Here is a 25,618-nt window from a genome sequence, read left to right on the forward strand (position 1 = left end):
CTCTAGCCGATCCCCGCTCCGAAAAGCGAATCCGGCCGCAATCCATATAAACGCGCACACCAAATACGAACGGAGACGCGAACAGACGCGACCCGTCACGGATCAGAAGTGGTGTTTCAAGGATTGGCCGCCCCGGGACCGTCCACGTCGACACGTGTCCGGTGCTCCCTGCCGAGCGACTAGGAAACAGTACGCCCAACCGGCGTCGGGTGCAAATCCGGCAGCTGGACGATCCGGGTGCAGAGTGGGGCGCCGGCCTTCACGTACTCGCCGTTGGGGTGGTCGTTGCTGTCGATGCGGTGGCGGGCGTCCTGCGGGGTCTGGCCGCCGGTGCGGTGGCGGTCGAGGAGGCGGGCGTCGCGGACGGCGTCGGCGGTGTCGAGGTACCAGAGCTCGTGGAGGTGCCGGCGGGCCGCCTGCCAGGGGGCGTCGTCGGAGGCGAGGTAGTTGCCCTCGGTGATGACGAGGCGGGTGTGGGGGCGGATGACGTGGCGGGCTGCGACGGGTTCGTCGAGGGTGCGGTCGAAGTCGGGGACGTACACGTCGCAAAAGCGGTCGGCGGCGGCGCGCTGGAGGAGCGCGGCGTAGCCCCAGGCGTCGAAGCTCTCGGGCGAACCCTTGCGAGCGCGCAGGCCGAGGCGGTCGAGCTGGGCGTTGGAGAGGTGGAAGCCGTCGAGCGGGAGGTAGGCGACCGTCTCCGGGCCTTCGCGGCGGGTGATCTCGGTGATCAGGTGCGCGGCGAGAGTGGACTTTCCGGCGGCCGGCGGGCCTGCCAGGCCGAGGATGGCCCGGCCGTGGCGGCTGCCGGGGCCGTGGAGCAGGCGCAGTGCGTCCTCGACCAGCGCCGCGGGCGAAGTGGGGGCGGGGAGCGGGCCTTCGTGGTGCATGGGGCGCACCTTACTGACCGTTCGGGGTGCTGAGAACCGGTTGGTCGAGGGTGAGGGTGCCGGCGGTCGCGTCGAGGACGGCGGGCACGCCGAGCGGGATGGTGAGGGCGGACGGGCCGTGCCCGAACGCGAGATTCCACAGGACGGGGACGCCGAGCGGGGCGAGGCGGTCCTCCATGACCCGGTGGACGTCCTCGGGCGGCCCGCAGCTCTCCCACGAGCCGAGGACGACTCCGGCCACGCCGTCGAGGGCGCCGGAGCGGAGCAGCTGGGTGAGGATCCGGTCGAGTTGGTAGGGCTGTTCGTTGACGTCCTCGAGGACGAGGAGGGTGCCGGCGAAGGAAGGCCGGGCGGTGGGGGTGCCACGTTCGGAGGCGAGCAGGGAGACGCAGCCGCCGGCGAGGGTTCCGCGGGCACGGCCGGGGACGAGGGGTGCGGTTCCGTCGGAGCGGATGACGGTCGTCGTCTCCGGGTGGAAGAGGGTGCGGCGGAGGTGGTCGGCGGTCCGGTGGTCGGAGGTGAAGGCGCCGATTCCGGCCATCGGGCCGTAGAGGGTGGGGACGCCGAGGCGGGTGTGGACGGCCTCGTGCAGGACGGTGATGTCGCTGTAGCCGACCAGGGTCTTGGGAGGTGCGGCCCGCAGGGCGTCCCAGTCGAGCAGGTCGATCATGCGCTGGACGCCGAACCCGCCGCGGACGCAAATGATGGCGGCGACGGAGGGATCGAGCCAGGCGCGGTGGAAGTCGGCGGCCCGGTGCGCGTCGGTGCCGGCGAGGTGGACGAGGTCGGGATGGGTGTCGTGGACGTGCGGGAGGGTCAGCACGTCGAGGCCCCACGAACGGAGGAGCTCGGTGCCCGCCGCGAGCAGGCCGGGCTCGGCCACCGCTCCGCTGGGGGCGATCAGGGCGACGCGGTCGCCGGGGACCAGGCGGCGCGGTCGTGCGTCGGCGGGGCCGGCCGGCGGCTGGGGCATCGTCTGTCTCCGTCTCGTGCGGGGTTTCCGGGACCGGCGGACAAGCTCGTGCGGGGTTTCCGGGACCGGCGGACAAGGGGGTGCCGCGGTGGAGGGTGAGGCTCTCGGGGTGGGCGGGGATGTCCGTCCGGTGACGGTATCCCCGCCCGGGGTGGCGGGGACGCTTGCGCGGCGGGTTCTGTGGCGGATTCCGCGTCGGGTTCTGCGGCAGGCGCCGCGGCGGATTGCCCGCGGCAGGGCCCGCCGCCGGACCTTCAGATGCCGCCCATGACGCTCCTGACCTCGGCGAGGGTGGTGTCGGCGATGGCGTTGGCGCGTTCGTTGCCGGTGCGCAGGATCCGGCGCAGTTGCTCGCGGTCGGCGGCGAGTTCGGCGCGGCGGGCGCGGAGCGGGCGGAGGTGTTCGTTGACGGCCTCGGTGGTGACCTGCTTGAGCCGGGCGGCGCCGGCGGATCCGATCTCCTCGGCGATCTGCTCGGGCCGCCGGCCCTGGCAGAGGGCGGTGAGGGTGAGGAGGGCGGCGACGCCGGGTCGGGCGTCCGGGTCGTAGGTGATGTGCCGGTCGGTGTCGGTGACGGCGGCACGGATGAGTTTGGCGGTGCGGTCCTCGTCGGCGCCGAGCGGGATGGCGTTGCCGCGGCTCTTGCTCATCTTGGTCCCGTCGGTGCCGAGGACCAGGGGTGCGTCGGAGAGCAGGGCCTTGGGTTCGGGGAAGACGGTGGTTCCGCGGCCGTAGCGGTCGTTGAAGCGGCGGGCGATGGTGCGGGTGGTCTCCAGGTGCGGGAGCTGGTCCTGGCCGACGGGTACCAGGTCGGGCTTGCAGAAGAGGATGTCGGCGGCCTGGTGGACGGGGTACGTGAACATCAGTCCGCTGACGGCGGACTGACGGGAGTGGGCGATCTCGTCCTTGACGGTGGGGTTGCGGCCGAGTTCGGCCACGGTGACCAGGCTGAGGAAGGGCAGCATCAACTGGTTGAGGGCCGGGACCGCGCTGTGGGTGAAGATCACCGCCCGCTCGGGGTCCACGCCGGCGGCGAGGTAGTCGAGGACCAGGTTCTCGGCGTGCTCGGCGGGGCGGTCGGCCACGTCGCGGTCGGTGATGACCTGGTAGTCGGCGATGACCAGCAGGAGTTCGTGGCCGTCGGCCTGGAGTCGGACGCGGTTGCGCAGGGTGCCGAAGTAGTGGCCGAGGTGGAGCGGGCCGGTGGGACGGTCGCCGGTCAGGATGCGGGGTGCGACGGCGGGGCCGTCCTGAGCGGCGGTGGCGGTGGCGGTGGGAGCGGGGGCGGTGGGGACGGTCTGCACGGTGACTCCTCGGGGCGGGTGGTCGGGTGGTGACCGCCCGCCGGTGCGGGTCCCCGCGTCCGGAGGGAACGCGACAGGGCCGCCCGTACGGACGGCCCTGGGGTCATGCGTGGGGTGCCGTCCTAGGACGGCCACCAGCTCAGGCACGACGTGGTCTTCATGGTGTTCAGGGTAGCCCTGCGGCCGGACGGACCGGTAGGGAATTCCGGCCGGGCGATCGGGGCGGACAGCGTCGGATAGGTTTGCCTCACCTCATGTGACGCCCCGGTCGGAGGAGAACCCGTGGCCAGCACCACCCCCCGCGCCTCCCGGCGTGCCTTCCTCGGCGCCGGTCTGGCGAGCGGCGCAGTCCTCGGCCTCGGCGGTCTGCTCACCGCCTGCGACGGCTCGGGCGGGAACGGCGGGAGCCGAGGCAGGGGCGGCGGGGCCTCCGGGGCTGCGACACCGCAGCCGCCCGCGGTGCAGCAGGGCGGTGACCACCTGGCGGTGGTCGAGCGGACCAGGGGTTTCGGCACCGACGCGGCCGCCGAGGTGTTCCCGCGGACCGTGACGCACGCGATGGGTTCGACGGTGATTCCGGCGAGACCGGTGCGGGTGGTGGTGCTGGACACCGGTGAGCTGGACAACGTGGTGGCGCTCGGCGTCCAGCCGGTGGGCGCCGCGTACGCCGACGGGTCGACGGCCGTGCCCGCGTACCTGAAGGACAGGGCCGGCAACCCGGCCCCGGTGGGCACCGTCTCCGGCATCGACCTGGGCGCGGTCGCCGCGCTGAAGCCGGACCTGATCCTCGGTTCGACGCTGCGCGCGCAGGACCAGTACGCGGCGCTGTCGAAGATCGCGCCGACCGTGTTCTCGATCCGTCCGGGCTACCCGTGGAAGGAGAACTTCGCCCTGAACGCGGTGCCGTTCGGTCTGGAGGCGGAGGCCCGGGCGCAGCTGGACGCGTACCGGAGGACGGCGGGCGAGATCGGGCGGACGCTGGGCGGCCGGAAGCCGACCGTGTCGCCGCTGCGCTTCATGCCGGGCAGGATCCGGCTGTACACGGGGCTGTCGTTCATCGGCACGGTGCTGGCGGACGTCCCGCTGCCGCAGCCGAGGATCGAGCAGGTGAAGGAGCTGGCGGTCGAGGTCGGACCGGAGCAGATCGAGCAGGCGGACGCCGACTGGGTGTTCTACGGCTCGTACGGCCCGCCGAGCTCGACCGGTCAGGACGCGGTCCTCGGCGGCGCGCGCTGGAAGAGCCTCGGCGCGGTCAAGTCGGGTCGGGTGCGCCAGGTTTCGGACGAGACGTGGTACCTCGGGCTGGGCGTCCTGGCCGCGGGCGCGGTGCTCGCCGACCTCAAGGCTTCTGTGGCGTCCGGGGCTTGAGTGACCGTGGTCGGGGGTAGGCGAACAACTCCTGGCGCGGGCGGGCCGGGTAGGGCCGTTGGCCGGACGGCGCCGGGTGCGGGAGGATCGTCCGATCAGGCCTCAGGAGGATCCCCAGCATGACCCCGTCCGACCAGAACTCGCCCGACGGAGCCGCAGCGGTCCGGCGGCGGCAGTTGCGGCGGCCGGTGCCCTCGCGGCGGCTCAGCCGGGTGCACGGCCAGCGCCCGCCGTCGCAGTCCGGAACGGTGGAACCAGCAGGCGATCCGGCACCCCCGGAGGACCGGGCGGGTCCGCCGATGGGCGTGCTGATCGGCGGCTCGGTGGGACGCGGACCGGTGCCGGGCAGCGGGCCCGGCGGACAGGCGTGTGCGCGCCGGGTGGCGGTCGAGCTGGTCCGGCTCGGAGACGGCACCACGCAGGTGGTGCTGCCCGAGTGGCGGCCCGCCATCGCGGTGTCGATACCGACCGAGCGCCTGCTCGCCGAGACCGGAGTGGACCGGGAAGGGCTCGCCGCGACCCGGCTCAGCGTGCTGATCAACCCGGAGGCGCTGCACGACCGGGAGCTCGACCCGCGGGAGTGGCGGGCCGAACCGCCGACCGGGCGGACGCGGCGGCGGACCGGGGCGTAGGCGCGAGCGGGTGGTCTCTGCTCAGCGGGTGCGGGTGCGGGAAGCCGCGGGGCGGGTGGTCCCGGACGGCTTGGGGGCGTTGGGGACGTAACCGAGGTCGACGGGCTCGATGGTGGTGTCCCCCGCGAGGACGCGGGCGCGGACCGCGGCGAGCAGTTCGGGAAGCTGCGGGGGCCAGAGCGGATCGGCGTCCTCGGCGGACAGCTCCTCGGGGGTCCACCAGCGCCAGTCGAGGATGCCGTCGACGGAGTGGACCGCACTGACGTCACCGAGCGGACCCCGGTGCGGGCCGGTGGTCAGGAAGATGTGCTCGTGCTGACGGACCGGGATGCCGTGCCACGTGAAGTCGTGCTCCCAGGTGCACAGCAGAGGCCCAGGGGTGAGGTCGGTCCAGCCGGTCTCCTCGCCGAGTTCGCGGGTCGCGCCCTCGCGCGGGGACTCGCCCGGGTCGATACCGCCACCCGGCATCGTCCAGTGCACCCCGACCTCGCGGTTGTCGGAACGGAGCAGGAAGACCTCGCCGTCCGGAGCCAGGACGACGGTTCTCGCGGCCTGACGGGGCGTTCGTTCGCCGGATCGCCTGAACCTCAGCCTCGGAAGTCGCATCCGTTCACCCTCGCAGAGCCACCTGGGGGTGTCGAGCCGATTCCGCGGCCTGCGAACGGCGTTGAGCCGGAATGCGGATCGTCGGCAGCGGAGCCGGTGGCGGGGTGTGGCGGCGGGCCACCAGGGTGAGCGGGACGGCCGTCACCGCGAGCAGGCCGGCGAGGACCGCACCGAGACCCGGGTAACCGGACACGGCGACCAACGAGGCACCCACCAGCGGACCCCACGCGACGCCGAAGGAGGACGCCGCCCCCGCGAGCACCGCCCAGCGGCCCGACCGGTCGAGAGCCGCGGCCGTACCGATCAGATGGCTGAAGACGAACGGGTAGCAGAGGTTCCAGATCAGCTCACCGGCCGTGAACGGAACAGCCGTGACGGCGGTACCCGTGAGCGCGGCGCACCCCGCGATGGTCAGCGTGCCGAAACAGATCGGCGCCGCGCGGCCCAGCCGGAGGCCGATCGCACCCGCCGCGAGGACACCCAGCAGTCCGCCGCCCAGGGCCGATGCGAACACCAGGCCGAGGAACTGCTCGTCCAAACCGACCTGCTCGACGCCGAGGCGTCCGCTGACACCCCAGAGGGCGTTCTGGGCCATCGACCAGACGGCGAGCGTTCCGGCGAGAACGGTGCCACGGAGGCGGGAGGTGGCGGCCGGGCCGGAGCGGGGTGCGGCGGCGGGGGAGACCGGGGTCGGGGTGGGGGTACGGCCTGCGGCGCGCGTGAACGGGATGGCGGCGACGGCGGCCAGCGCGAGGGCCGCGAACGGGAGTGCCGCCGACGAGCCCAGGTGCGGCAGCAGGAGGTAGAGGGCGGATGCGGCGGCGGAGGTGGTGAGCAGGCCGCGAACGGTCGCGCGGTGCGGGTCGGGGGCGGCCGCGATCCCGGTCGCCGCAGCAGCGGTGGCCGTACCGGCCCCGAGGCCTCCGAGCAGACAGCCGACGACGAGCAGCGGGACGGCGGAGACCGCGGCGGCGACGGCGGCGAGCGTGAAGCCGAGGGCCAGCAGCCCGAGTCCGATCCGCGCCCGACGGCCGACCGCCGCGGCGGACCCGGGCCGGAACGGCGAGCCGCCCGTACGCGAGGGACGACGGCGCCCCCGGCGGAGGCGACGGGCGGCACCTGGGGCGCCGACCGCACCGCCCGGGTCGACACCACCGACCCGGCCACCCGGGCCGGACGGAGCAGCGGAGTCGGACAGGCGGGCCGAACCACCCCGGACGGGGACGACGGCCGAGTCGGCCCGATCCACCGCACCCCCTCGGCCACCGTGGCCAAGAGGCCCGCCACAGCCGAACCGGACGACCGGGCCACCGGCACCCCCACGACGGGACGCACCGGCCGAGGCGGACCCGGCCGCAGAGCGGGAACCGGCGGGATCGTGATGGCCGGCACGGCCGGGCGCGGTGGCGGAGCCGGACCGCTCGGCCAAGCCGCCGGCACCGGCACGCACCGGGAAACCGGCCGCGTCGTCCCCATCGGCACAGCAGGCTCGGCCCATCGGGCCCGAAGGGCCCCCGGAGCCGAACCGGACGACCGGGCCACCGACGCCCGCACCGCAGGACGGACCGGCCGAGCCGGGGGTGGCGCGGAAGTCGGCAGGATCGGCCCCATCAGCACGGGCGACTCGGCCCGTCGGGCCACAAGGCTCGCCTCCAGCGAACTGGCCAACTGGGCCACCGGCGCCGGCAGAGCGGGACCGCCCGGATGCGGCGGACGCGGCCGCACTGGCGGAATCGGCGGAGTCGGGGTGGCCGGCGCGGCCGGGAACCGTGGCGGAGTCGGACCGCTCGGCCAAGCCGCCGACACCGGCAGGCACGGGGAGACCGGCAGAACCGGCCTCGGCCGCGGAGCCGACTCGGCCCACCCGGCCAGAAGGTTCGCCGCAGCCGGGCTGGACGGCCGGGCCACCGGCACTCCCCCGGCGGGACGGCGAGGCCGAATCGGGGATGGCACGGAAGTCGGCGGAACCGGCCCCATCAGTGCAACCGACTCGGCCTACCAGGCCAAGAGGCTCGCCGACAGCGGGCTGGGCGTCCGGGCCGCCGGCGCTTGCGCGGCGGGCGAGGAGGAGGCCGGCGGTGGCGGAGGTGAGGAGGAGGGCGGTGCCGAGGGCGCCGGACTGGGTGGTGGTGAGGTGGAGGTCGCCGGTGAGGCGGCCGACGATGGTGGGGAGCAGGTAGGCGGGGAGGGCACCGGCTGCGAAGAGGGCCGCGGGCGCGGCGGAGCGCGGGCGCGGGGACATGGGCATGGCCTCTCGACCGAGGTGGTCCGGGGACTTGCTCCCGGCCAACTGCTCGGTCGCACCGACTGTCTACCAGGCGTGCCTGCCCGGGCGGTCGGAGGTGGCCGGTTCGCAACCGCTGAGCTGCACAGTTGCGTCCCGGCCGAGATCCCTCCGTGATCGAACGACTATCGGCCGCCGACCGGCTGCGGGTGGTGGCCCTCGGCGACGAAGGCGCGCCAGAGTGCGGCGTACGCGCCGTCGCGGGCGAGCAGGTCGGTGTGGGTACCGTCCTCGACGATCCGACCGTGGTCGAGGACGACGATCCGGTCGGCGCGTTCGGCGGTGGTGAGGCGGTGGGCGATGACCAGGGTGGTGCGGCCGCCGGAGAGGCGGTCGGCGGCGCGGTTGACCGCGGCTTCGGTGGCGAGGTCGAGCGCGGCGGTGGCCTCGTCGAGCAGCAGGATGTCGGGGTCGACGAGTTCGGCGCGGGCGAGGGCGATGAGTTGGCGCTGGCCGGCGGAGAGGTTGCGGCCGCGCGGGGCGACCTCGTGCCGGTAGCCGCCGCTCAGCTTGGTGATCATCTCGTGGGCGCCGACGGCGCGGGCGGCGGCCTCGACCTCGGTGTCGGTGGCATCGGGGCGGCCGTACGCGATGGCGTCGCGCACAGTGCCGGCGAAGAGGTAGGCCTCCTGCGGGACGACGCCGAGCCGGTGCCGGTAGTCGGCGAGGTGGTAGGCGGTGAGGTCGGTGCCGTCGACCCGGACGGTGCCGCCGGTGGCGTCGTAGAACCGGGCGACCAGCTTGACCAGGGTGGACTTGCCGGCGCCGGTCTCGCCGACCAGGGCGACGGTCTGTCCGGCGGGGACGTGCAGGTCGATGCCGGTGAGCACGTCGGGGCTGCCTTCGCCGCCGCCGTTGTAGGCGAAGGAGACGCCCTCGAAGCTGATCTCGCCGCGCAGCTTCTCGACCGGGACGGGGTCGGCGGACTCCGGGGTGGAGGTGGGGGTGCGCAGCAGGTCGCGGATCCGGCCGAGGCCGACGGCGGCCTGCTGGTAGCCGTCGAAGATCTGCGAGAGCTGGTTGACCGGGGCGAAGAAGAGGTCGATGTACAGCAGGTAGGCGACCAGGGCGCCGATGGTCAGGGTGCCGTTGTCGACCCGGGAGGCGCCGACGATGAGGACGAGCGCGCTGGCGACGCTGGCGAGGAACTGGACGAACGGGAAGTACAGCGAGATGTACAGCTGGGCCCGGGCGCGGGCGTCGCGGTAGGCGAGGCCGCGTTCGACGAAGCGGTCGGTGTTGGCGCCCTGGCGGCGGAACGCCTGGACGATCCGCATGCCGGCGACGTTCTCCTGCAGGTCGGCGTTGACGGTGGAGATCAGGTCGCGGGAGATCTGGTACTGCTCGGAGGACTTCTTGCGGAACACCAGGGTGGCGATCACCAGCAGCGGAAGGACCGCGAGGACCACCAGGGCGAGGCCGGCGTCGATCACCAGGAGGGCGGCGAAGATGCCGAGGAAGGTGAAGACGCTGACCACGGCGGTGACCACGCCGGTCTGCAGGAAGCTGGAGACCGAGTCGACGTCGGTGGTCATCCTGGTCATGATCCGGCCGGTGAGTTCGCGCTCGTAGTAGTCGAGGCCGAGCCGGTTGAGGTGGGCGAAGATCTTCAGCCGCATGGTGTAGAGGACGCGCTCGCCGGTCCGGCCGCTGACCCGGGTCTCGGCGGACTGGACCAGCCAGTCGAGCAGCACGACGACGAGCGCCAGCAGCGAGGCGACGGCGACGCCGCTCATCGCGGCCTTGGAGACGCCGTCGTCGATGCCGTGCCGGATCAGGATCGGCAGGGTGAGCCCGGCGGCGGTGTCGAGGGCGACCAGCAGCAGGGCGAGGCCGAGCGGGCGGCGGAACGGCGCAAGCAGGCGGCGCAGGCTGAACCGCAGGTCGACGGCCTCGGCCTGCTCGACCGGGATGTCGGGGGTGTCGGTGGCGGGCGGCAGGGCGGCGACCTTGGCGAGCAGTTCGGGGTCGGTGCCGGTGTCCTTCGCGGGTGCGGGCTCCGGCTCCTCCGGTGCCTCGGCGGCCGGCGGCTCGGTGGGCGCGGGCGGGGCGAGCGCGTCGGGGTCGGTGATCAGGGCCCGGTAGCGGGGGCTGCGGGCGGTGAGCTCCTCGTGGGTACCGAGGTCGACCAGGCGGCCGGTGTCGAGGACGGCGATCCGGTCGGCGAGCTGCAGGGTGGAGCGGCGGTGGGCGATCAGCAGGGTGGTGCGGCCGGCCATCACGCTGTCCAGGGCGCTGTGGATCTCGGCCTCGATCTGCGGGTCGACGGCGGAGGTGGCGTCGTCGAGGAGCAGGATCCGCGGGTCGGTGAGGACGGCCCGGGCGAGCGCGATGCGCTGCCGCTGGCCGCCGGAGAGGGTGAGGCCCTGCTCGCCGACCTTGGTGTCGTAGCCGTGGGGCAGCTCGCGGATGAAGCCGTCCGCCTGGGCGATCCGGGCGGCCGCCTCGATCTGCTCCTCGGTGGCCTCGGGGTGGCCGTACGCGATGTTGGTGCGGACGCTCTCGGAGAACAGGAAGCTCTCCTCGGGCACGGTGCCGATCGCGCCGCGCACCGAGTCCAGGGTGAGCTCGCGGAGGTCCTGGCCGTAGAGCCGGACGGTGCCGGCGGTCGGGTCGTAGAAGCGGGGCACCAGCTGGGCGACGGTGGACTTGCCGGAGCCGGAGGAGCCGATCAGGGCCAGGGTCTCCCCCGGGGCGATCCGCAGGGTCAGGCCGTTCAGCACCGGCTCCCCGGGGCCCGGGTCCTCGCCGCGGTAGTGGAACTCCACGCCGTCGAGCTCCAGGGCCGGGGTGCCGGGGGCGGCGGCGGAGAGGTCGAGGGGGCGGGCGCCGGGCGCCTCGGTGACCAGCGGCCGCTGGTCGATCAGCTGCAGCACCCGCTCCACGCCGGCCCGGGCCTGCTGGCCGACGGTGATCACCATGGCCAGCATCCGGACCGGGCCGGTCAGCTGCGCCACGTACGTGGAGAAGGCGACGAAGGTGCCGAGCGTGACGTCCCCGCGGACGGCCAGCCAGCCGCCGAGGGCCAGCACCGCGACCTGGCCGAGCGCCGGGATCGCCTGCATCGCCGGGTTGTACCGGCTGGTCAGCCGGATCGAGCGGAGCCGGGCGGCGAACAGGGACCGGGAGACGCCCTCCAGCTTGGCCCGCTCCTGGGCCTCCTGGCCGAAGCCCTTGACCACCCGGACGCCGCCGACCGCCGCGTCCACCACGCCCGCGACCGCCGCGGCCTCCTGCTGCGCGGCCCAGGTGGCCGGGAAGAGGCGCTTGCGGCTGAGGGTGGCGAGCCACCACAGGGCCGGGGCCATCACCAGGGCGATCAGGGTGAGCGGCAGCGAGAGCCAGAGCATCACCACGAGCGACATGCCGAACATCAGGCCGTAGCCGGTCATCATCGGCAGCATCGACAGCAGGCCGTTGATCAGCTGCAGGTCGGAGGTGGCCCGGCCGACCACCTGGCCGGTGTCCAGCCGGTCCTGGCGGTGACCGTCGAGACGGGTGAGCGAGCGGAACAGGTCGGCCCGCAGGTCGTGCTGCACGTCGAGGGCGAGCTGGCCGCCGTAGTAGCGGCGGACCTGGGTGCAGAGGAACACCACCGCGGCCGCGACCAGCAGCAGCACCGCCCAGGGCGCCAGCGGGCGGGTGTGGGCGGTGATCACGTCGTCGATGATCAGCTTGGTGATCAGCGGGACCACGGCGGTGATCGCCATGCCGGCCAGCGAGGCGCCGAAGGAGAGCAGGACGTTGCGGCGGTAGCGCCAGCAGTAGCCGCCGAGGCGGCGCAGCCAGCCGGCCTCCGGGTCAGAGCGGTGAGTCTCAGACATATTTAGGGATACTAACCATTCGGCCGGACGTGGGCAGACGCATTGCGGAGACGTTACGGGACCCTCAACCACGGTGAACCGCGGTTGCTTCCCGGCTCCATGGTGCGCCGCCGCGACCACCAGGGGCACCGGACCGGCGTCCCGGTCCGGCTCCGCCTTTGGGCCTGGGACCCGGGCTCAGACGGACCGGGGCCCAGGCGACCCGGGGCCCAGGCGACCCGGGGCTCAGACGGCCCGGGGCCCAGGCAGCCCAGGGCTCAGGCGACCCGCGCCGCGGCCGCGGCAAAGGCCCCCTGGGCCAGGGTGTGCAGCAGGGCGGCCATGCCGTCGCGCGGCAGCGGGGAGCGGTCGGCGCTGTGCGGGGTGGAGTTGAGCAGGCCGAACACGGCGTGCACGGAGGTGCGGGCGACCGGCTCGGCGTCGGCGGCGGCCAGCGCCGGGAAGGCCTGGCGGACCACCTCCACCCAGAGCTCCACGTAGCCGCGCTGGAGCCGGCGGACCCTGCGGCGGTCCTCCTCCTTCAGATGGAGCAGCTCGCGGTCGTGCAGGATGATCAGGTCGCGGTCGTCGAGCGCGAAGTCGACGTGGCCGCCGATCAGCGCGTCCAGCGCCGCGCCCGGGCCCTCCGCCTCACCCGCCCGGCGGCGCCCCTCCTCCAGCAGTCGCTCGGAGATGCCGATCAGGAGGTCGGCGAGCATGGCGTCCTTGCCGGCGAAGTGCCGGTAGAGGCCGGGGCCGCTGATGCCGACCGCCTTGCCGATCTCGTCGACACCGACGCCCAGGAAACCGCGGGCGGCGAAGAGGCGGGCGGCCTCCTTCCTGATCTGGTCACGGCGTGGGAGCGCGGAGGCTGCGGGGACGTTCGGCATGCTGCCCATCGTAGACAGTGGAGTTATCGGCCGTTAACCTGGCGGCAGGAGTTAACGCTCATTAACACGGGTGCCGGACTCACCCGTCCGCGTACCCATTTCCGCTCCGAGGGCAAGGGAGCTCTTGGGAATGGTCCTCTCTGAGGCAGGGTCCACCGCTCCGGCCGCGCCGGCGCCGCGACTGGAGAGCGCGGTCGATCCGGGCTCCGCGGCCTACCGGGCGAACACCGAGGCGCACCGGGCGCTGGTCGCCGAACTGCGCGGCAAGCTCGGCGCTGTCGCGCTCGGCGGCGGCGAGAAGGCACGGGCGCGGCACACCGCGCGCGGCAAGCTGCTGCCCCGCGACCGGGTCGACACCCTGCTCGACCCCGGCTCGCCGTTCCTCGAACTGGCGCCGCTGGCCGCCGACGGCCTGTACAACGGCGCCGCTCCGGCGGCCGGCGTGATCGCCGGTATCGGCCGGGTGGCCGGGCGCGAGGTGATGGTGGTCGCCAACGACGCCACCGTCAAGGGCGGCACGTACTACCCGATGACGGTGAAGAAGCACCTGCGGGCCCAGGACGTGGCGCTGGAGAACCGGCTGCCCTGCGTCTACCTGGTCGACTCCGGTGGCGCCTTCCTGCCGATGCAGGACGAGGTCTTCCCGGACCGCGACCACTTCGGCCGGATCTTCTACAACCAGGCGCGGCTCTCCGGCGCCGGGATCCCGCAGATCGCGGCGGTGCTCGGCTCGTGCACGGCGGGCGGCGCGTACGTCCCGGCGATGAGCGACCAGGCGGTGATCGTCCGCAACCAGGGCACCATCTTCCTGGGCGGCCCGCCGCTGGTGAAGGCGGCGACCGGCGAGGTGGTCACCGCCGAGGAGCTGGGCGGCGGCGACCTGCACTCCAGGACCTCCGGCGTCACCGACCACCTGGCCGAGGACGACGGGCACGCGCTGTCCATCGTGCGCACCATCGTCGCCGGGCTCGGGCCGCGCGCCCCCCGCCCGTGGACGGTCACCCCGGTGGAGCCGCCGGCCGTCGACCCGGCCGGGCTGTACGGCGCCGTGCCGGTGGACCCGCGCACGCCGTACGACGTGCGCGAGGTGATCGCCCGGCTGGTGGACGGCAGCCGCTTCGCCGAGTTCAAGGCGGAGTACGGGAACACCCTGGTCACCGGGTTCGCCCGGATCCACGGGCACCCGGTGGGCATCGTCGCCAACAACGGCGTGCTGTTCGCCGAGTCGGCGCTGAAGGGCGCGCACTTCATCGAGCTGTGCGACCAGCGCGGCATCCCGCTGCTCTTCCTGCAGAACATCACCGGCTTCATGGTCGGCCGGCAGTACGAGGCGGGCGGCATCGCCAAGCACGGCGCCAAGATGGTCACCGCGGTGGCCTGCACCCGCGTGCCCAAGCTGACCGTGGTGATCGGCGGCTCCTACGGCGCGGGCAACTACTCGATGTGCGGCCGGGCCTACTCGCCGCGCTTCCTGTGGATGTGGCCCGGCGCGAAGATCTCCGTGATGGGCGGCGAGCAGGCCGCCTCGGTGCTCGCCACCGTCCGCCGGGACCAGCTGGAGGGCCAGGGCGAGCAGTGGTCGGCCGAGGCCGAGGACGAGTTCAAGCGGCCGGTCCGCGAGCAGTACGAGCGGCAGGGCAGCGCGTACTACGCCACCGCCCGGCTGTGGGACGACGGCGTGATCGACCCGATGGAGACCCGCACCGTGCTGGGTCTGGCGCTCACCGCGTGCGCCAACGCCCCGCTGGCCGAACCCCGGCCGTACGGCGTCTTCCGGATGTGACCCGGGGTCACCCCCCGCGCTTCCTGACCCCCGACACCCTCGACCCGGAGGAACACCTCCCATGTTCGACACCGTTCTGGTCGCCAACCGGGGCGAGATCGCCCTTCGGGTGATCCGCACCCTGCGCCGGCTCGGCGTCCGGTCGGTCGCCGTGTACAGCGACGCGGACGCCGACGCGCCGCACGTCCGCGCGGCCGACCTGGCCGTCCGGCTCGGGCCGGCCGACCGCAGCGACTCCACCGCCGCCGAGACCTACCTGCGCGGCGAGCTGATCCTGGCCGCCGCCCGCCGCACCGGCGCGCAGGCGATCCACCCCGGCTACGGCTTCCTGGCCGAGAACCCGGGCTTCGCCCGGGCCTGCACCGAGGCCGGGATCGCCTTCATCGGCCCGCCGCCGGCCGCGGTCGAACTGATGGGCGACAAGATCAACGCCAAGGAGGCCGTCCGGGTCGCCGGGGTGCCCGTCGTCCCCGGCAGCCAGGACGGCTCGCCCACCGACGAGCAGCTGATCGCCGCCGCGGCGCAGATCGGCTACCCCGTGCTGCTCAAGCCCTCCGCGGGCGGCGGCGGCAAGGGCATGCGGCTGGTCCGCGACCCGGCCGAGCTGCCGGCCGAGCTGGCCGCCGCCCGCCGGGTGGCCCGGACCGCGTTCGGCGACGACACCCTGCTGGTCGAGCGCTGGGTCGACCGCCCGCGCCACATCGAGGTGCAGGTCCTGGCCGACACCCTCGGCACGACCGTGCACCTCGGCGAGCGCGAGTGCAGCCTGCAGCGCCGCCACCAGAAGCTGATCGAAGAGGCTCCCTCCGTCCTGCTGAACCCGGAGACCCGGGCCGCGATGGGTGCGGCCGCCGTCCGCGCCGCCGAGGCCTGCGGCTACACCGGCGCGGGGACGGTCGAGTTCATCGTCCCGGGGATCGACCCGGACGGGCCGGCCCCCGAGGGCGTCCTGGACTTCTTCTTCATGGAGATGAACACCCGCCTCCAGGTGGAGCACCCCGTCACCGAACTGGCCGTCGCCGTCGCCGGCCCGGACGGCCCGCAGCGGCTCGACCTGGTCGAGTGGCAGCTGCGCGTCGCCGCCGGCGAGGCACTGCCGTTCACCCAGCCGGACGTCTCCTTCCAGGGCCACGCGATCGAGGCCCGGATCTGCGCCGAGGACCCCGACCGGGACTTCCTCCCGACCGGCGGCCGGATCCTGCGGCTGGACGAGCCCTCCGGCGAGGGCGTGCGGGTGGACTCCGGCGTCACGGCCGGCAGCGAGGTCGGCAGCCTGTACGACCCGATGCTGGCCAAGGTGATCGCGTACGGGCCCGACCGCCCGACCGCGCTCCGCCGGCTGCGGGCCGCGCTGGCCGAGACCCGCGTGCTCGGGGTGACCACCAACACCGGCTTCCTGCGCCGACTGCTCGCGCAGGAGGACGTGACGGCGGGCCGCCTCGACACCGGCCTGGTGGAGCGGACCGTCCAGCAGGACCCGGGCCTGCTGGCCTCCCCGTACACCAGGGACGGCGGCGAGGCCCCCGATGCGCTGGAGACCACCGACACCCTCCACCTGGCCGCGGCACTCGCGCGGCACCTGGAACTGAACCCCGCCGCCGCCCCCGGCGGCTGGGCCGACCCCTTCTCGCTCCCCTCCGGGTGGCGCCTCGGCGGCGAGGCCGCCTGGACCACCCATCGACTCCGGCTGGCAGGCCACGATCCGGTCACCATCCGGATCCGAACCGCCACGGACGGCAACGTAGCCGAGGCCACTGACAACGGCTCCGCGCTGGAGGTCCGGGTGGACGACGGCCCGGTCCGCCGGGCCCGGGCGAGCCTCGCGAACGGGCGGCTGGAGCTGGCCCTGGACGGGATCCGGACCACCTTCGCCCACACCGTCGACCGCTCCCCCGCCGGACCGGTCGACTGGCTGGCCCTGGACGGCGACGCCTGGGCCGTCCACCCCTGGGACCCGGAGGCCGAGCGGGCCGCCGCCGGAGCGGCGCACCACGGCGCGCTCACCGCCCCGATGCCCGGCACCGTCACGGTGGTCAAGGCCACCCCCGGCGAGCAGGTCCGGCGTGGCCAGGCGCTGCTGGTGCTGGAGGCCATGAAGATGGAACACGTGATCGCGGCGCCGCACGACGGCACCGTGAGCGAGCTGCGCGCCACCGCCGGCGCGACGGTCGCGATGGACGAGCTGCTGGCCGTGGTCACGCCCGCCGAGGAGACCGCGGTCACGGAGGTGGCGTCATGACGAACGGCGAACCCGGAGTGCTGGAGCTGGGGCTGCCCGACCCGGTCCGCGACCCGGAGCTGCCCGCCCGGGTCCGGATCCACGAGGTCGGCCCGCGCGACGGGCTGCAGAACGAGGCCGCCCTGGTCCCGGTCGAGGTGAAGGCCGAGTTCATCGCCCGGCTCGCCGCGGCGGGCCTGGACACCGTCGAGGCCACCAGCTTCGTCCACCCCAAGTGGGTGCCGCAGCTGGCCGACGCCGAGGAACTGATGCCCCGGCTCGCCGGGCTGACGGAGCGCCACCCCGGCCTGCGGCTGCCCGTCCTGGTGCCCAACGAGCGCGGCCTGGACCGGGCGCTCGCCCACCACGCCGGCGAGGTCGCGGTCTTCGCCAGCGCCACCGAGACCTTCGCCCGGCGCAACCTCAACCGCTCGGCGGACGAGGCGATGGAGATGTTCCGCCCCGTGGTGGAGCGGGCCGGCGAGGCCGGCCTGCCGGTCCGCGGCTACCTGTCGATGTGCTTCGGCGACCCCTGGGAGGGCCGCGTCCCGGCCGAGCAGGTGGTCCGGCACGGCGTGCGGCTGCTGGAGATGGGCTGCGCCGAGCTCAGCCTCGGCGACACCATCGGCGTCGCCACCCCCGGCCAGGTCACCGCGCTGCTGGCCGCCTTCACCGCGGCCGGGGTGCCGGTCGGGCAGCTGGCCGTGCACTTCCACGACACCTACGGCCAGGCGCTGGCCAACACCCTGGCCGCGCTGCGCGCCGGGGTCACCGTGGTGGACGCCTCGGCCGGCGGCCTGGGCGGCTGCCCGTACGCCAAGAGCGCCACCGGCAACCTCGCCACCGAGGACCTGGTCTGGATGCTGCACGGCCTCGGCATCGAGACCGGCGTGGACCTCCCGGCCCTGGCCGCCACCAGCGGCTGGATGGCCGGGCAGCTCGGCCGCCCGAGCCCCTCGCGGACCCTCCGCGCCCTGCTGGGGACCTCCGGGCCGTCGGCCTGAGTCGGCCGGGGCTCGCGCCACCCGCACGGGCTCCCGGCCCCCCGTGAACCACCCACTCACCCTCACCCCGGCCCACCGGCCGCGATCCAGGAGGACCACCATGTTCGACCACCGGCTGAGCTCCGAGTACGAGGAACTGCGGCGCACCGTGGCCGAATTCGCCAACGACGTGATCGCGCCCAAGATCGCCGAGTTCTACGAGCAGAACGAGTTCCCGTACGAGATCGTCCGCGAGATGGGGCGGATGGGCCTGTTCGGCCTGCCCTTCTCCGAGGAGTACGGCGGCATGGGCGGCGACTACTTCGCGCTCGGCCTGGTGCTGGAGGAGCTGGCCCGGGTCGACTCCTCGGTGGCGATCACCCTGGAGGCCGCGGTCTCGCTGGGCGCCATGCCCATCTACCGGTTCGGCACCGAGGAGCAGAAGCGCGAGTGGCTGCCGAAGCTGACGAGCGGTGAGATGCTCGGCGCCTTCGGCCTGACCGAGCCCGAGGGCGGCTCGGACGCCGGCGCCACCCGCACCACCGCCCGGTACGACGAGGCCACCGACGAGTGGGTGATCAACGGCACCAAGTGCTTCATCACCAACTCCGGCACCGAGATCACCGGCCTGGTCACCGTCACCGCGCTCACCGAGCCGCTCACTCGTTCGAATGAAAGCGGCGCGGAACTCTCGCCCACCCGCGAGATCTCGTCCATCATCGTGCCCACTGGAACTCCGGGGTTCCAGGTGTCCAAGAAGTACTCCAAGGTCGGGTGGAACGCCTCCGACACCCGCGAACTCTCCTTCACCGACTGCCGGGTCCCCGCCGCCAACCTGCTCGGGCAGCGCGGCCGCGGCTACGCCCAGTTCCTGCGGATCCTCGACGAGGGCCGCATCGCCATCGCAGCCCTGTCCACCGGCCTGGCCCAGGGATGCGTCGACCAGTCCGTCTCCTACGCCGGTACCCGCCGCGCCTTCGGCCGGCCGATCGGCGCCAACCAGGTCATCCAGTTCAAGCTCGCCGACATGGAGATGCGCGCCCACACCGCCCGCCTGGCCTGGCGGGACGCCGCCTCCCGGCTGCTGCAGAACGAACCGTTCAAGAAGGAGGCCGCCATCGCGAAGCTGTACGCCTCCGAGGCCGCGGTCGACAACGCCCGGGAAGCGACCCAGATCCACGGCGGGTACGGCTTCATGAACGAGTACCCGGTCGCCCGCATGTGGCGCGACTGCAAGATCCTGGAGATCGGAGAGGGCACGTCCGAGGTGCAGCGGATGCTCATCGCGCGAGAGCTCGGCATCACCTCGGCCTGACCTCTGCGTGACCCCTGGCAGGATCCCGCGTGGTCCCCGAGCGACCCCCGCGGGATCCCTAAGGAATGACGATCACGGGGCGGTTGGCCCGGCGGGCGAGGCGGCCGGACACCGAACCGAAGAGCTTGCCGAGGAGGCCGTGGGTACTGCCGACGACGATCGCGTCGGCCGCGTACTCACGGCCCACCTCCTCGATCTCGTGACAGATGTCGCCGCCGCGCTCGACCAGGATCCACGGGACGTCGGCGAGGAAGTCCGCACACGCCAGCTCCAGACCCAGGATCTCGGTGCGGTGGTCCGGCAGGTCCACGAAGACCGGCGGCTCGCAGCCCGCCCACACGGTGGCGGGAAGCCGGTTGGCCACGTGGACGATCACCAGTCCGCACCGGGAGCGCTTCGCCATGCCCACCGCGTAGGCCAGCGCGCGCTCGCTGGAGAGCGAGCCGTCGAAGCCCACCACCACACCGTGCTGGAACGCCGGATCGCAGGCCCGGGAGGTCTGCTCCTTCAGCACGCGCTCACCGCCGCCCTCGCCGTCCCGGCGGTCGGTCGTCGGCCGGATGCCGTCCGTCATCGCGCCGTCCCCTCGACTGTCCGGCAGTCGACGATGACGCGGTCGCGGCCAGCCCCGACGCGCGGGGCGGTCCTCGTCGACGGATCCGGAAGGCTCAAAACCAGCCATGGCTCAATGCTCTTCACCTGGGACGGGCCTGTTCCTCTCAGAGTACGACCAGGGGTGGGCTCAGCCCAGCAGCACGACGCTTGCGCGGCAAGGATCCCGCCTACGGGGTACGTGCGTTCCCAGGAGCTTGACCGACCGCCCCCGCGTACGCAACAGGGCGTCCCCACAACGTGACCCGACTGTCACCGCCGACAGAACCGTTCGATCACGGCCCGAACCATCCGGATTCGGCCAATTCGCGGGATTTTTCCCCGCCATTGGCAATTGCCACGTGCATACCGGCAGGACGCTGGCAGCATGCTCGGCATGCCGCTGCTCCTGTTCGACCTCGACAACACGCTGCTGCCCCGCGACGCCGCGTTCCGGGCCTGGGCACAGGACTTCCTCGCCGACCACCGGCTGCCCGCCGGCGACCTCGACTGGCTCACCACCCTCGACGGCGGCGGCTACGTACCCCGGAGCACCGTACTGGGCGCCGCGAAGCGCCGCTACGGACTCGACCACTCCATGGAGTTGCTCCTCGCCCACTACCGGCGCGGCATCAACTCCCACATCCGGTGCCCCGATTCGCACATCGCCGCCCTGCGGGTCGCCCGCGACGCGGGCTGGACGCTCGGCATCGTCAGCAACGGCGGCACCCGGCCACAACTCGAGAAGATCCGCCGGACCGGACTCGCCCCGCTGGTCGACGGCTGGGTGATCTCCGAGGAGGCCGCCTGCCTCAAGCCCGACCCGCTGATCTTCGAGATCGCCGCCCGGCGGTGCGGATTCCCCGTCGCCGACGGCCGGTGGACCGCACACACCTGGATGGTCGGCGACTACGGCCCCGCGGACGTCGCCGGCGCGGAAGCGACCGGACTGCGCAGCGTCTGGCTGCACCACGGCCGCCCCTGGGCCGAACTCGGCTACCGGCCGACCCTCAGCGCCCCCGGACTGCCGGAAGCCGTCGGCATGGTCCTCGGCGCCCGGGAGGCACCCACGGTCGCCGACGTCCTCGCCACTCGCGGCCGCCCGGCGACCACCGGGCCGGTCGCCGCCCGCCAGCGCACCCGGTTCGCACCGTCCACACCGGCTGCGGCCCTGGCCGCCGCCGGAGCGGTGGCGGCATCGCTCAAGGCCGTCGCCGAGAGCCAGGCCCGCAAGCCGCAAGCCGCCGTAGCGGGCGGCGAGGGCGAGTAGTACGAGTAATAGAGGAGCGAACGCGGCCACCGGCAGCGAGCTGCGGGCGCAGAGAGCGGAACCGGCACGCCGGCAGCCGGGACGCTGCGGGACGCATCCCGCGCCGGGACAGCCGCCGGCGGCGGGAGGCCGGGGAAGCAGCGCCTGCGGCGGGCCGCGTGAGCCCGCTCCGTGGCCCCGGGCCCAGACGGTGACCGGGCGGGTGGCCGTCTGCGGCGGTGCGGCGCGGGTGGGGGGCTGTGGGCGGGTCGGCCGGGGATGGGGGTCAGTGGGGTTGGTGGCGCCACCAGTGGGTGAGGGCGTGGGGGGTGAAGCCGAGGTGGCGGTAGAGGGGTTCGCCGAGGAGGGTGGCGACGAGGGTGGCGGTGCGGTCCGGGTGGGCGGCGAGGGCGTGGGTGACGACGGCGCGGGCGATGCCGCGGGAGCGGTGGTCGGCGAGGGTGGCGACCCAGTAGACGCCGACGGTGCCCGTCCGCAGGTCCTCGTAGGTGATGCAGGCGCCGGCCGGGCGGCCGTCCAGCAGGCCCAGCCAGGCGCGCACGCCCGGCTGGGCGAGCAGGGCGTGCGGCAGTAGCTCGCCTCGGTGCCAGGGCTGCCGGTCGCGGATCGGGAACCCGTCGACGACGACGCGTTCGACGTCGGCGAGGCCGTCCGCGTCCACGACTTCGCGGACGTCGCGGCGTTCCCGGCCCTCCCGGGCGGCCGGTGCCGGCTCGGTGGGCCGGGGCGGGCGGCGGGTGGTGAGGGCGGCCGCGGGCAGCGGACCGGGTTCGCGGACCATGACGGCCTGTCCGAGCCCGGCCTCGCAGCCGAGCGCGGCGAGGTCGAGGCGGCCGTACGGGTCCTCCAGACAGAACGGCCCGCCGCCCCAGGTGCCGATCAGCAGGTCGGCCAACTCGTCGCGGAGGCGGTCCGGTTCGGCGTACGGGCGGGTGATCACGACGCGGTGGCCGACGCCGTCGCGGCGGACCGCCGTGTAGTGGGGTCGGCGCAGGTGGTCCCACCCGTTGGCGGCGGCCTGGGCGAGCCAGAAGGCGGCGGCGTTGTCGTTGGCCAGTTCGAGTCGGCCGGGGGCGCCGTCCGAGCGGTCCGCGGGGTGGCCTGCGGCGGGTCCGGAGGGGTGGTCCGCGGGCGGGTGGGCGCGCAGGTCCGCAGGGGTGTCCATGGGGCGACCCTAGCCGGGCGGGACGGCGGGGAGCTGCGCATTTCGGCGGGTGGAACCGCGGGTCGGGCGGCGGCCGGGCGAGTGTCCGTACGCCGGTCGCGGGCCGGTCGCGGGTCGGGTGGGAGCGGTCCCGCCGGGCGCACGGCAGGGGTGGGGCCGGCCTCCGGGGGTGCGGAAGGGTGTGCGCGGGCGCGCGGACCCTACTCGCGCGCCCCCGATGGGGACCGCCTGTTTTCGGTCATTCTGCGTCCACCCCCTTCCCGTCGGACAAAGCCGCAGCCCACACCGGCCGGCGAGTGGCGTCAGTGCGTGGGGTCCGGGGATGGGTCGTGCGACAACCAGCCACGCTTGTCCGCGCCCCCTTCACAGGGGGGTCGACGGCTGCCACGCTTCGTGATCGAATGCATCACGCCAAATTGCCATGTCGACATAGCGTCGGATGGTGAACTTGTCACAACAGCAACGGTCCACCAAGTAGATTCGATCTTGGCGAGCAGAGCCGCACCACGACACCACACCACCGAGGGGGCTGGAGCGCCTTGAGCAGGGTGAGCAGGAGCGACGCGGGTGCTGAGGGCGGCCAGCCGCCGGCCGGCCTCCCCGGGCGTGGCTCGAGAGTCGGCACGGCCAAGCCCGGGACGACCGCTTCCCCGACAGGCGGTCACGGCTTCGGTTCCGGTGGTCAGTTGACCAACGGTCACCACATCCCCTCCGGACACCACCTGACTCACGCTCAGCCGCACTCCTCCGCACATCCCGCAGCCCACCTGCCCGGCTCGTCCGCCGCCCCCGTCCAGCAGTCCGCCGTGGCCTCCGCGGCCGCGGCCGCCGGTTCGGCCGCCGCGGCGGCCGCGGTCACGGCCGTCTCCGCGCTGCAGGCTCCCGCGCCGCGCAAGCTCTCCGGCCGGCGCCGGCGCGAGACCGTCGCGGTCCTGCTGTTCAGTGGTGCGCCGATCTTCGAGAGCTCGATCCCGCTCTCCGTCTTCGGCGTCGACCGGCAGGACGCGGGCGTGCCCCGCTACCGGCTGCTGGTGTGCGGCGGCGAGGACGGTCCGCTGACCACCACCGGCGGTCTCACCCTCACCGCCCCGTACGGCCTGGAGGCGCTCGCCCGGGCCGGCACCATCGTGGTCCCCGCCTGGCGTTCCATCTCGCAGCCCCCGCCCGTGGAGGCGATCGCCGCGCTGCGCAAGGCCCACCACGAGGGCGCCCGGATCATCGGCCTGTGCACCGGCGCGTTCGTCCTCGCCGCCGCCGGCCTGCTGGACGGCCGGCCCGCCACCACCCACTGGATGTACGCGCCGACCCTCGCCAAGCGCTACCCGCGGGTCCACGTCGACCCGCGCGAGCTCTTCGTGGACGACGGCGACGTGCTCACCTCGGCCGGCACCGCCGCCGGGATCGACCTCTGCCTGCACGTCGTCCGCAGCGACCACGGCGCCGAGGCCGCGAACGCGCTGGCCCGCCGCCTGGTCGTGCCCAACCGCCGCAGCGGCGGCGGACAGGCCCAGTACATCGACCAGTCTTTACCGGAGGAGATCGGGAACGACCCGCTCGCCGAGGTCGTCACCTGGGCCCTGGAGAACCTCAACCAGCAGTTCGACGTGGAGGTGCTGGCGGCCCGCGCGTACATGAGCCGGCGAACCTTCGACCGGCGCTTCCGCACGCTCACCGGCAGTGCGCCGCTGCAGTGGCTGATCACCCAGCGGGTGCTGCAGGCGCAGCGACTGCTGGAGACCTCCGACCTGTCGGTGGACGACGTGGCCCGGCGCTGCGGCTTCCGTTCCCCGGTGGCGCTGCGCGGGCACTTCCGCCGGCAGCTGGGGGTCTCCCCCGCCGCGTACCGGACCGGGTACCGGGCCCGGCGGCCCGCGACGGTGGTGTCGGCGCAGGCCGGGGCCGGCGTCGGAATGGCGGGCGGACTGACGGGCGGAATGTCCGGTGGGATGCCGCAGGGCGCCGGCCAGTCGCCGACGGGGGGCCAGCACGGGGCGATGCCGCACCCGGCGGGTCCGTACGGTGGCGGCCAGCACGGCGGCAACCAGCACGGGATGGTGGCGCAGGGCGGGATGCATGCGGGTCCGGGGCAGTACGGCGGGCCGGCGGCCGGTCCGTACGGCGCGGTGCCCGGCGGCCAGCAGGGCGGCGGGGCGCACGCGGCGGGTCCGTACGGCGGCCCCGGGGCGGGCGGTCCGGGCACGGGCGCCGGACCGGCGGGCGGTGGGGGGCGGCAGCGGGTCCGTCCGCTGGTGCCTCCGCAGGGCGGGCCGGCACCGGTCGGCGGTCCGGCGGGCGGTCGGCCGGTCCGGGCGGCCGGGCGGGCGGGCCAACCCGTGGAGCGGGCGCCGGAGCACGCCGCGGTCGCGGACGAGTACGGCTCGGACCAGCCGAGTGCGCGCGGCCAGCGGCTGGGGCACCGGGCGGACCGGCCCGACCACGACCCGTCCGCCGGGACGGTCCCGGCACAGTCGGGTGCGGCCGACGTCGAGAACGTCGAGGCCGCGGCCGACGGACGACGGGAGCGCGCCCGGTAGAACGCCGCGCCCGGGCCCCCGTCGCGTGCTGCCCAGGGGTGCCCGCGGCGCGCCCCTGGGCAGCACGCCGGCCGGGAGGACCTTCCGGCCGGCGGCCGGGCGCGGCGTGCCCGCGACCGGCGGCTGCCGGTGCCTCGCCGACCGCCGGGCACCGGCCGCAGAGCGCCGAGCACTGAGCACCGACCGCCGAGCACCGAGCACCGAGCACCGACCGCGCGCCGGACGAGGATGCCCGGGCACGGTTCCCACCGGCGGCGCGGTCCGCCGGGGGCGGATCCGGGAGGTCGGTGGGGGTGGTGCGGCCCGGATGGTGTCCGGGCGGCGGGGTCGCGCCGTAGGGTGAGGTGCGTGAATGACCGTCTGGTATGGATCGACTGTGAAATGACCGGCCTGGACCTCGACCGGGACGCCCTGGTCGAGGTTGCCGCGCTGGTGACCGACTCCGAGCTGAACATCCTCGGCGAGGGCGTGGACGTGATCATCCGTCCGCCCGCCGAGGCGGTGGCGAACATGCCCGAGGTGGTGCGCGCGATGCACACCTCGTCCGGCCTGCTCGACGAGCTGGAGCACGGGGTGACGCTGGCCGAGGCCGAGGCGAAGGTGCTGGCGTACATCCGCGAGCACGTGCCGGAGGCGGGGAAGACCCCGCTGTGCGGCAACTCCGTCGCGACCGACCGGGGCTTCCTCTCCCGGGACATGCCCGCGCTGGAGTCGCACCTGCACTACCGGATCGTGGACGTCTCCTCGATCAAGGAGCTGTCACGCCGCTGGTTCCCGCGCGCCTACTACAACGCCCCGCAGAAGGGCGGCAACCACCGCGCGCTGGCGGACATCCGCGAGTCGATCGCCGAACTCCGCTACTACCGCGAGGCGGTGTTCGTCGCGCAGCCCGGTCCGGAGACGGACGAGGCGCGGGCGATCGCCGCGAAGTACCAGCTGTCGGCGGAGTAGCGCGGTCCCGGGAGGGCCCGGCGGCGGTGCCGGGGCGGTGATCAAGGCCCCGATCAGGGCC

General features: G+C 74.2%; 17 protein-coding genes and 1 pseudogene. 9 read left to right on the top strand and 9 right to left on the bottom strand.

The genetic code is table 11. From position 1 onward, the window contains the following. Positions 1-179: 179 nt before the first annotated feature. The 3 genes from ACGFX4_RS37550 to trpS form a co-directional block, all read right to left on the bottom strand. The gene (locus ACGFX4_RS37550) at positions 180-887 is read right to left on the bottom strand and encodes a nucleoside/nucleotide kinase family protein (RefSeq protein ID WP_393084830.1); all 708 of its coding nucleotides are present in this window, start codon (positions 885-887) and stop codon (positions 180-182) included. 10 nt (positions 888-897) lie between these two features. After that, on the bottom strand, positions 898-1,860 hold the full coding sequence (locus tag ACGFX4_RS37555; protein WP_393084833.1) for an LD-carboxypeptidase: 963 nt from the start codon (positions 1,858-1,860) through the stop codon (positions 898-900). Between the two features lie 254 nt (positions 1,861-2,114). Next, positions 2,115-3,164 (bottom strand): tryptophan--tRNA ligase, encoded by a 1,050-nt coding sequence (gene trpS / locus ACGFX4_RS37560; RefSeq protein ID WP_393084836.1) that lies wholly within the window; start codon positions 3,162-3,164, stop codon positions 2,115-2,117. 282 nt (positions 3,165-3,446) lie between these two features. Here trpS and ACGFX4_RS37565 point away from each other — a divergent pair, with 282 nt between their 5' ends. Together ACGFX4_RS37565 and ACGFX4_RS37570 are read left to right on the top strand one after the other, a co-directional pair. Further along, positions 3,447-4,532, top strand: a complete 1,086-nt coding sequence (locus tag ACGFX4_RS37565) for an ABC transporter substrate-binding protein (protein ID WP_393084839.1) — start codon at positions 3,447-3,449, stop codon at positions 4,530-4,532. A gap of 119 nt (positions 4,533-4,651) precedes the next feature. Beyond that, a complete protein-coding gene (locus ACGFX4_RS37570; protein ID WP_393084841.1) occupies positions 4,652-5,164 on the top strand; it encodes a hypothetical protein in 513 nt (170 codons plus the stop codon). A gap of 21 nt (positions 5,165-5,185) precedes the next feature. On the opposite strand, the gene ACGFX4_RS37575 is transcribed toward ACGFX4_RS37570, so the two are convergent. From ACGFX4_RS37575 to ACGFX4_RS37590, 4 genes are all read right to left on the bottom strand, one after another. Then, the gene (locus ACGFX4_RS37575) at positions 5,186-5,770 is read right to left on the bottom strand and encodes an NUDIX hydrolase (protein WP_393084844.1); all 585 of its coding nucleotides are present in this window, start codon (positions 5,768-5,770) and stop codon (positions 5,186-5,188) included. Between the two features lie 4 nt (positions 5,771-5,774). Next, the gene (locus ACGFX4_RS37580; protein ID WP_393084846.1) at positions 5,775-7,019 is read right to left on the bottom strand and encodes an MFS transporter; all 1,245 of its coding nucleotides are present in this window, start codon (positions 7,017-7,019) and stop codon (positions 5,775-5,777) included. A gap of 1,160 nt (positions 7,020-8,179) precedes the next feature. Further along, the gene (locus tag ACGFX4_RS37585; protein WP_393084849.1) at positions 8,180-11,878 is read right to left on the bottom strand and encodes an ABC transporter ATP-binding protein; all 3,699 of its coding nucleotides are present in this window, start codon (positions 11,876-11,878) and stop codon (positions 8,180-8,182) included. A gap of 257 nt (positions 11,879-12,135) precedes the next feature. Further along, positions 12,136-12,747 carry a TetR/AcrR family transcriptional regulator gene (locus tag ACGFX4_RS37590; protein WP_393084852.1) on the bottom strand — a complete coding sequence of 204 codons (612 nt, stop codon included), beginning with the start codon at positions 12,745-12,747 and terminating at the stop codon, positions 12,136-12,138. Between the two features lie 130 nt (positions 12,748-12,877). Here ACGFX4_RS37590 and ACGFX4_RS37595 point away from each other — a divergent pair, with 130 nt between their 5' ends. The 4 genes from ACGFX4_RS37595 to ACGFX4_RS37610 all read left to right on the top strand — a co-directional run bounded on the left by ACGFX4_RS37595 (position 12,878) and on the right by ACGFX4_RS37610 (position 19,046). Further along, entirely contained in the window at positions 12,878-14,530 is a 1,653-nt protein-coding gene (locus ACGFX4_RS37595) for a carboxyl transferase domain-containing protein (protein ID WP_393084854.1), read from the top strand. Between the two features lie 61 nt (positions 14,531-14,591). Further along, the gene (locus tag ACGFX4_RS37600; protein WP_393084857.1) at positions 14,592-16,769 is read left to right on the top strand and encodes an acetyl/propionyl/methylcrotonyl-CoA carboxylase subunit alpha; all 2,178 of its coding nucleotides are present in this window, start codon (positions 14,592-14,594) and stop codon (positions 16,767-16,769) included. Beyond that, entirely contained in the window at positions 16,766-17,752 is a 987-nt protein-coding gene (locus ACGFX4_RS37605; RefSeq protein ID WP_393084859.1) for a hydroxymethylglutaryl-CoA lyase, read from the top strand. The genes ACGFX4_RS37600 and ACGFX4_RS37605 overlap by 4 nt, the downstream gene beginning before the upstream one ends. A gap of 100 nt (positions 17,753-17,852) precedes the next feature. Further along, the gene (locus tag ACGFX4_RS37610) at positions 17,853-19,046 is read left to right on the top strand and encodes an acyl-CoA dehydrogenase family protein (protein ID WP_393084862.1); all 1,194 of its coding nucleotides are present in this window, start codon (positions 17,853-17,855) and stop codon (positions 19,044-19,046) included. 58 nt (positions 19,047-19,104) lie between these two features. Here ACGFX4_RS37610 and ACGFX4_RS37615 read toward each other — a convergent pair whose 3' ends face one another. Further along, entirely contained in the window at positions 19,105-19,620 is a 516-nt protein-coding gene (locus tag ACGFX4_RS37615; protein WP_393084865.1) for a universal stress protein, read from the bottom strand. Positions 19,621-20,034: 414 nt separating this feature from the next. On the opposite strand from ACGFX4_RS37615, the gene ACGFX4_RS37620 reads away from it, so the two are divergent. Further along, the gene (locus ACGFX4_RS37620; protein ID WP_393084868.1) at positions 20,035-20,907 is read left to right on the top strand and encodes an HAD family hydrolase; all 873 of its coding nucleotides are present in this window, start codon (positions 20,035-20,037) and stop codon (positions 20,905-20,907) included. Positions 20,908-21,172: 265 nt separating this feature from the next. Here the strand turns inward: ACGFX4_RS37620 and ACGFX4_RS37625 are convergent, their stop codons facing one another. Further along, positions 21,173-22,072 carry a GNAT family N-acetyltransferase gene (locus ACGFX4_RS37625; protein ID WP_393084871.1) on the bottom strand — a complete coding sequence of 300 codons (900 nt, stop codon included), beginning with the start codon at positions 22,070-22,072 and terminating at the stop codon, positions 21,173-21,175. 872 nt (positions 22,073-22,944) lie between these two features. On the opposite strand from ACGFX4_RS37625, the pseudogene ACGFX4_RS37630 reads away from it, so the two are divergent. Beyond that, positions 22,945-23,943: pseudogene (locus ACGFX4_RS37630) on the top strand (helix-turn-helix domain-containing protein); the annotation flags it as partial. A gap of 1,011 nt (positions 23,944-24,954) precedes the next feature. Continuing rightward, positions 24,955-25,557 (top strand): oligoribonuclease, encoded by a 603-nt coding sequence (orn, locus tag ACGFX4_RS37635; RefSeq protein WP_393084875.1) that lies wholly within the window; start codon positions 24,955-24,957, stop codon positions 25,555-25,557. The last annotated feature ends 61 nt before the right edge of the window (positions 25,558-25,618 follow it).

Source organism: Kitasatospora sp. NPDC048365, assembly GCF_043200835.1.
Classification (GTDB): domain Bacteria; phylum Actinomycetota; class Actinomycetes; order Streptomycetales; family Streptomycetaceae; genus Kitasatospora; species Kitasatospora terrestris.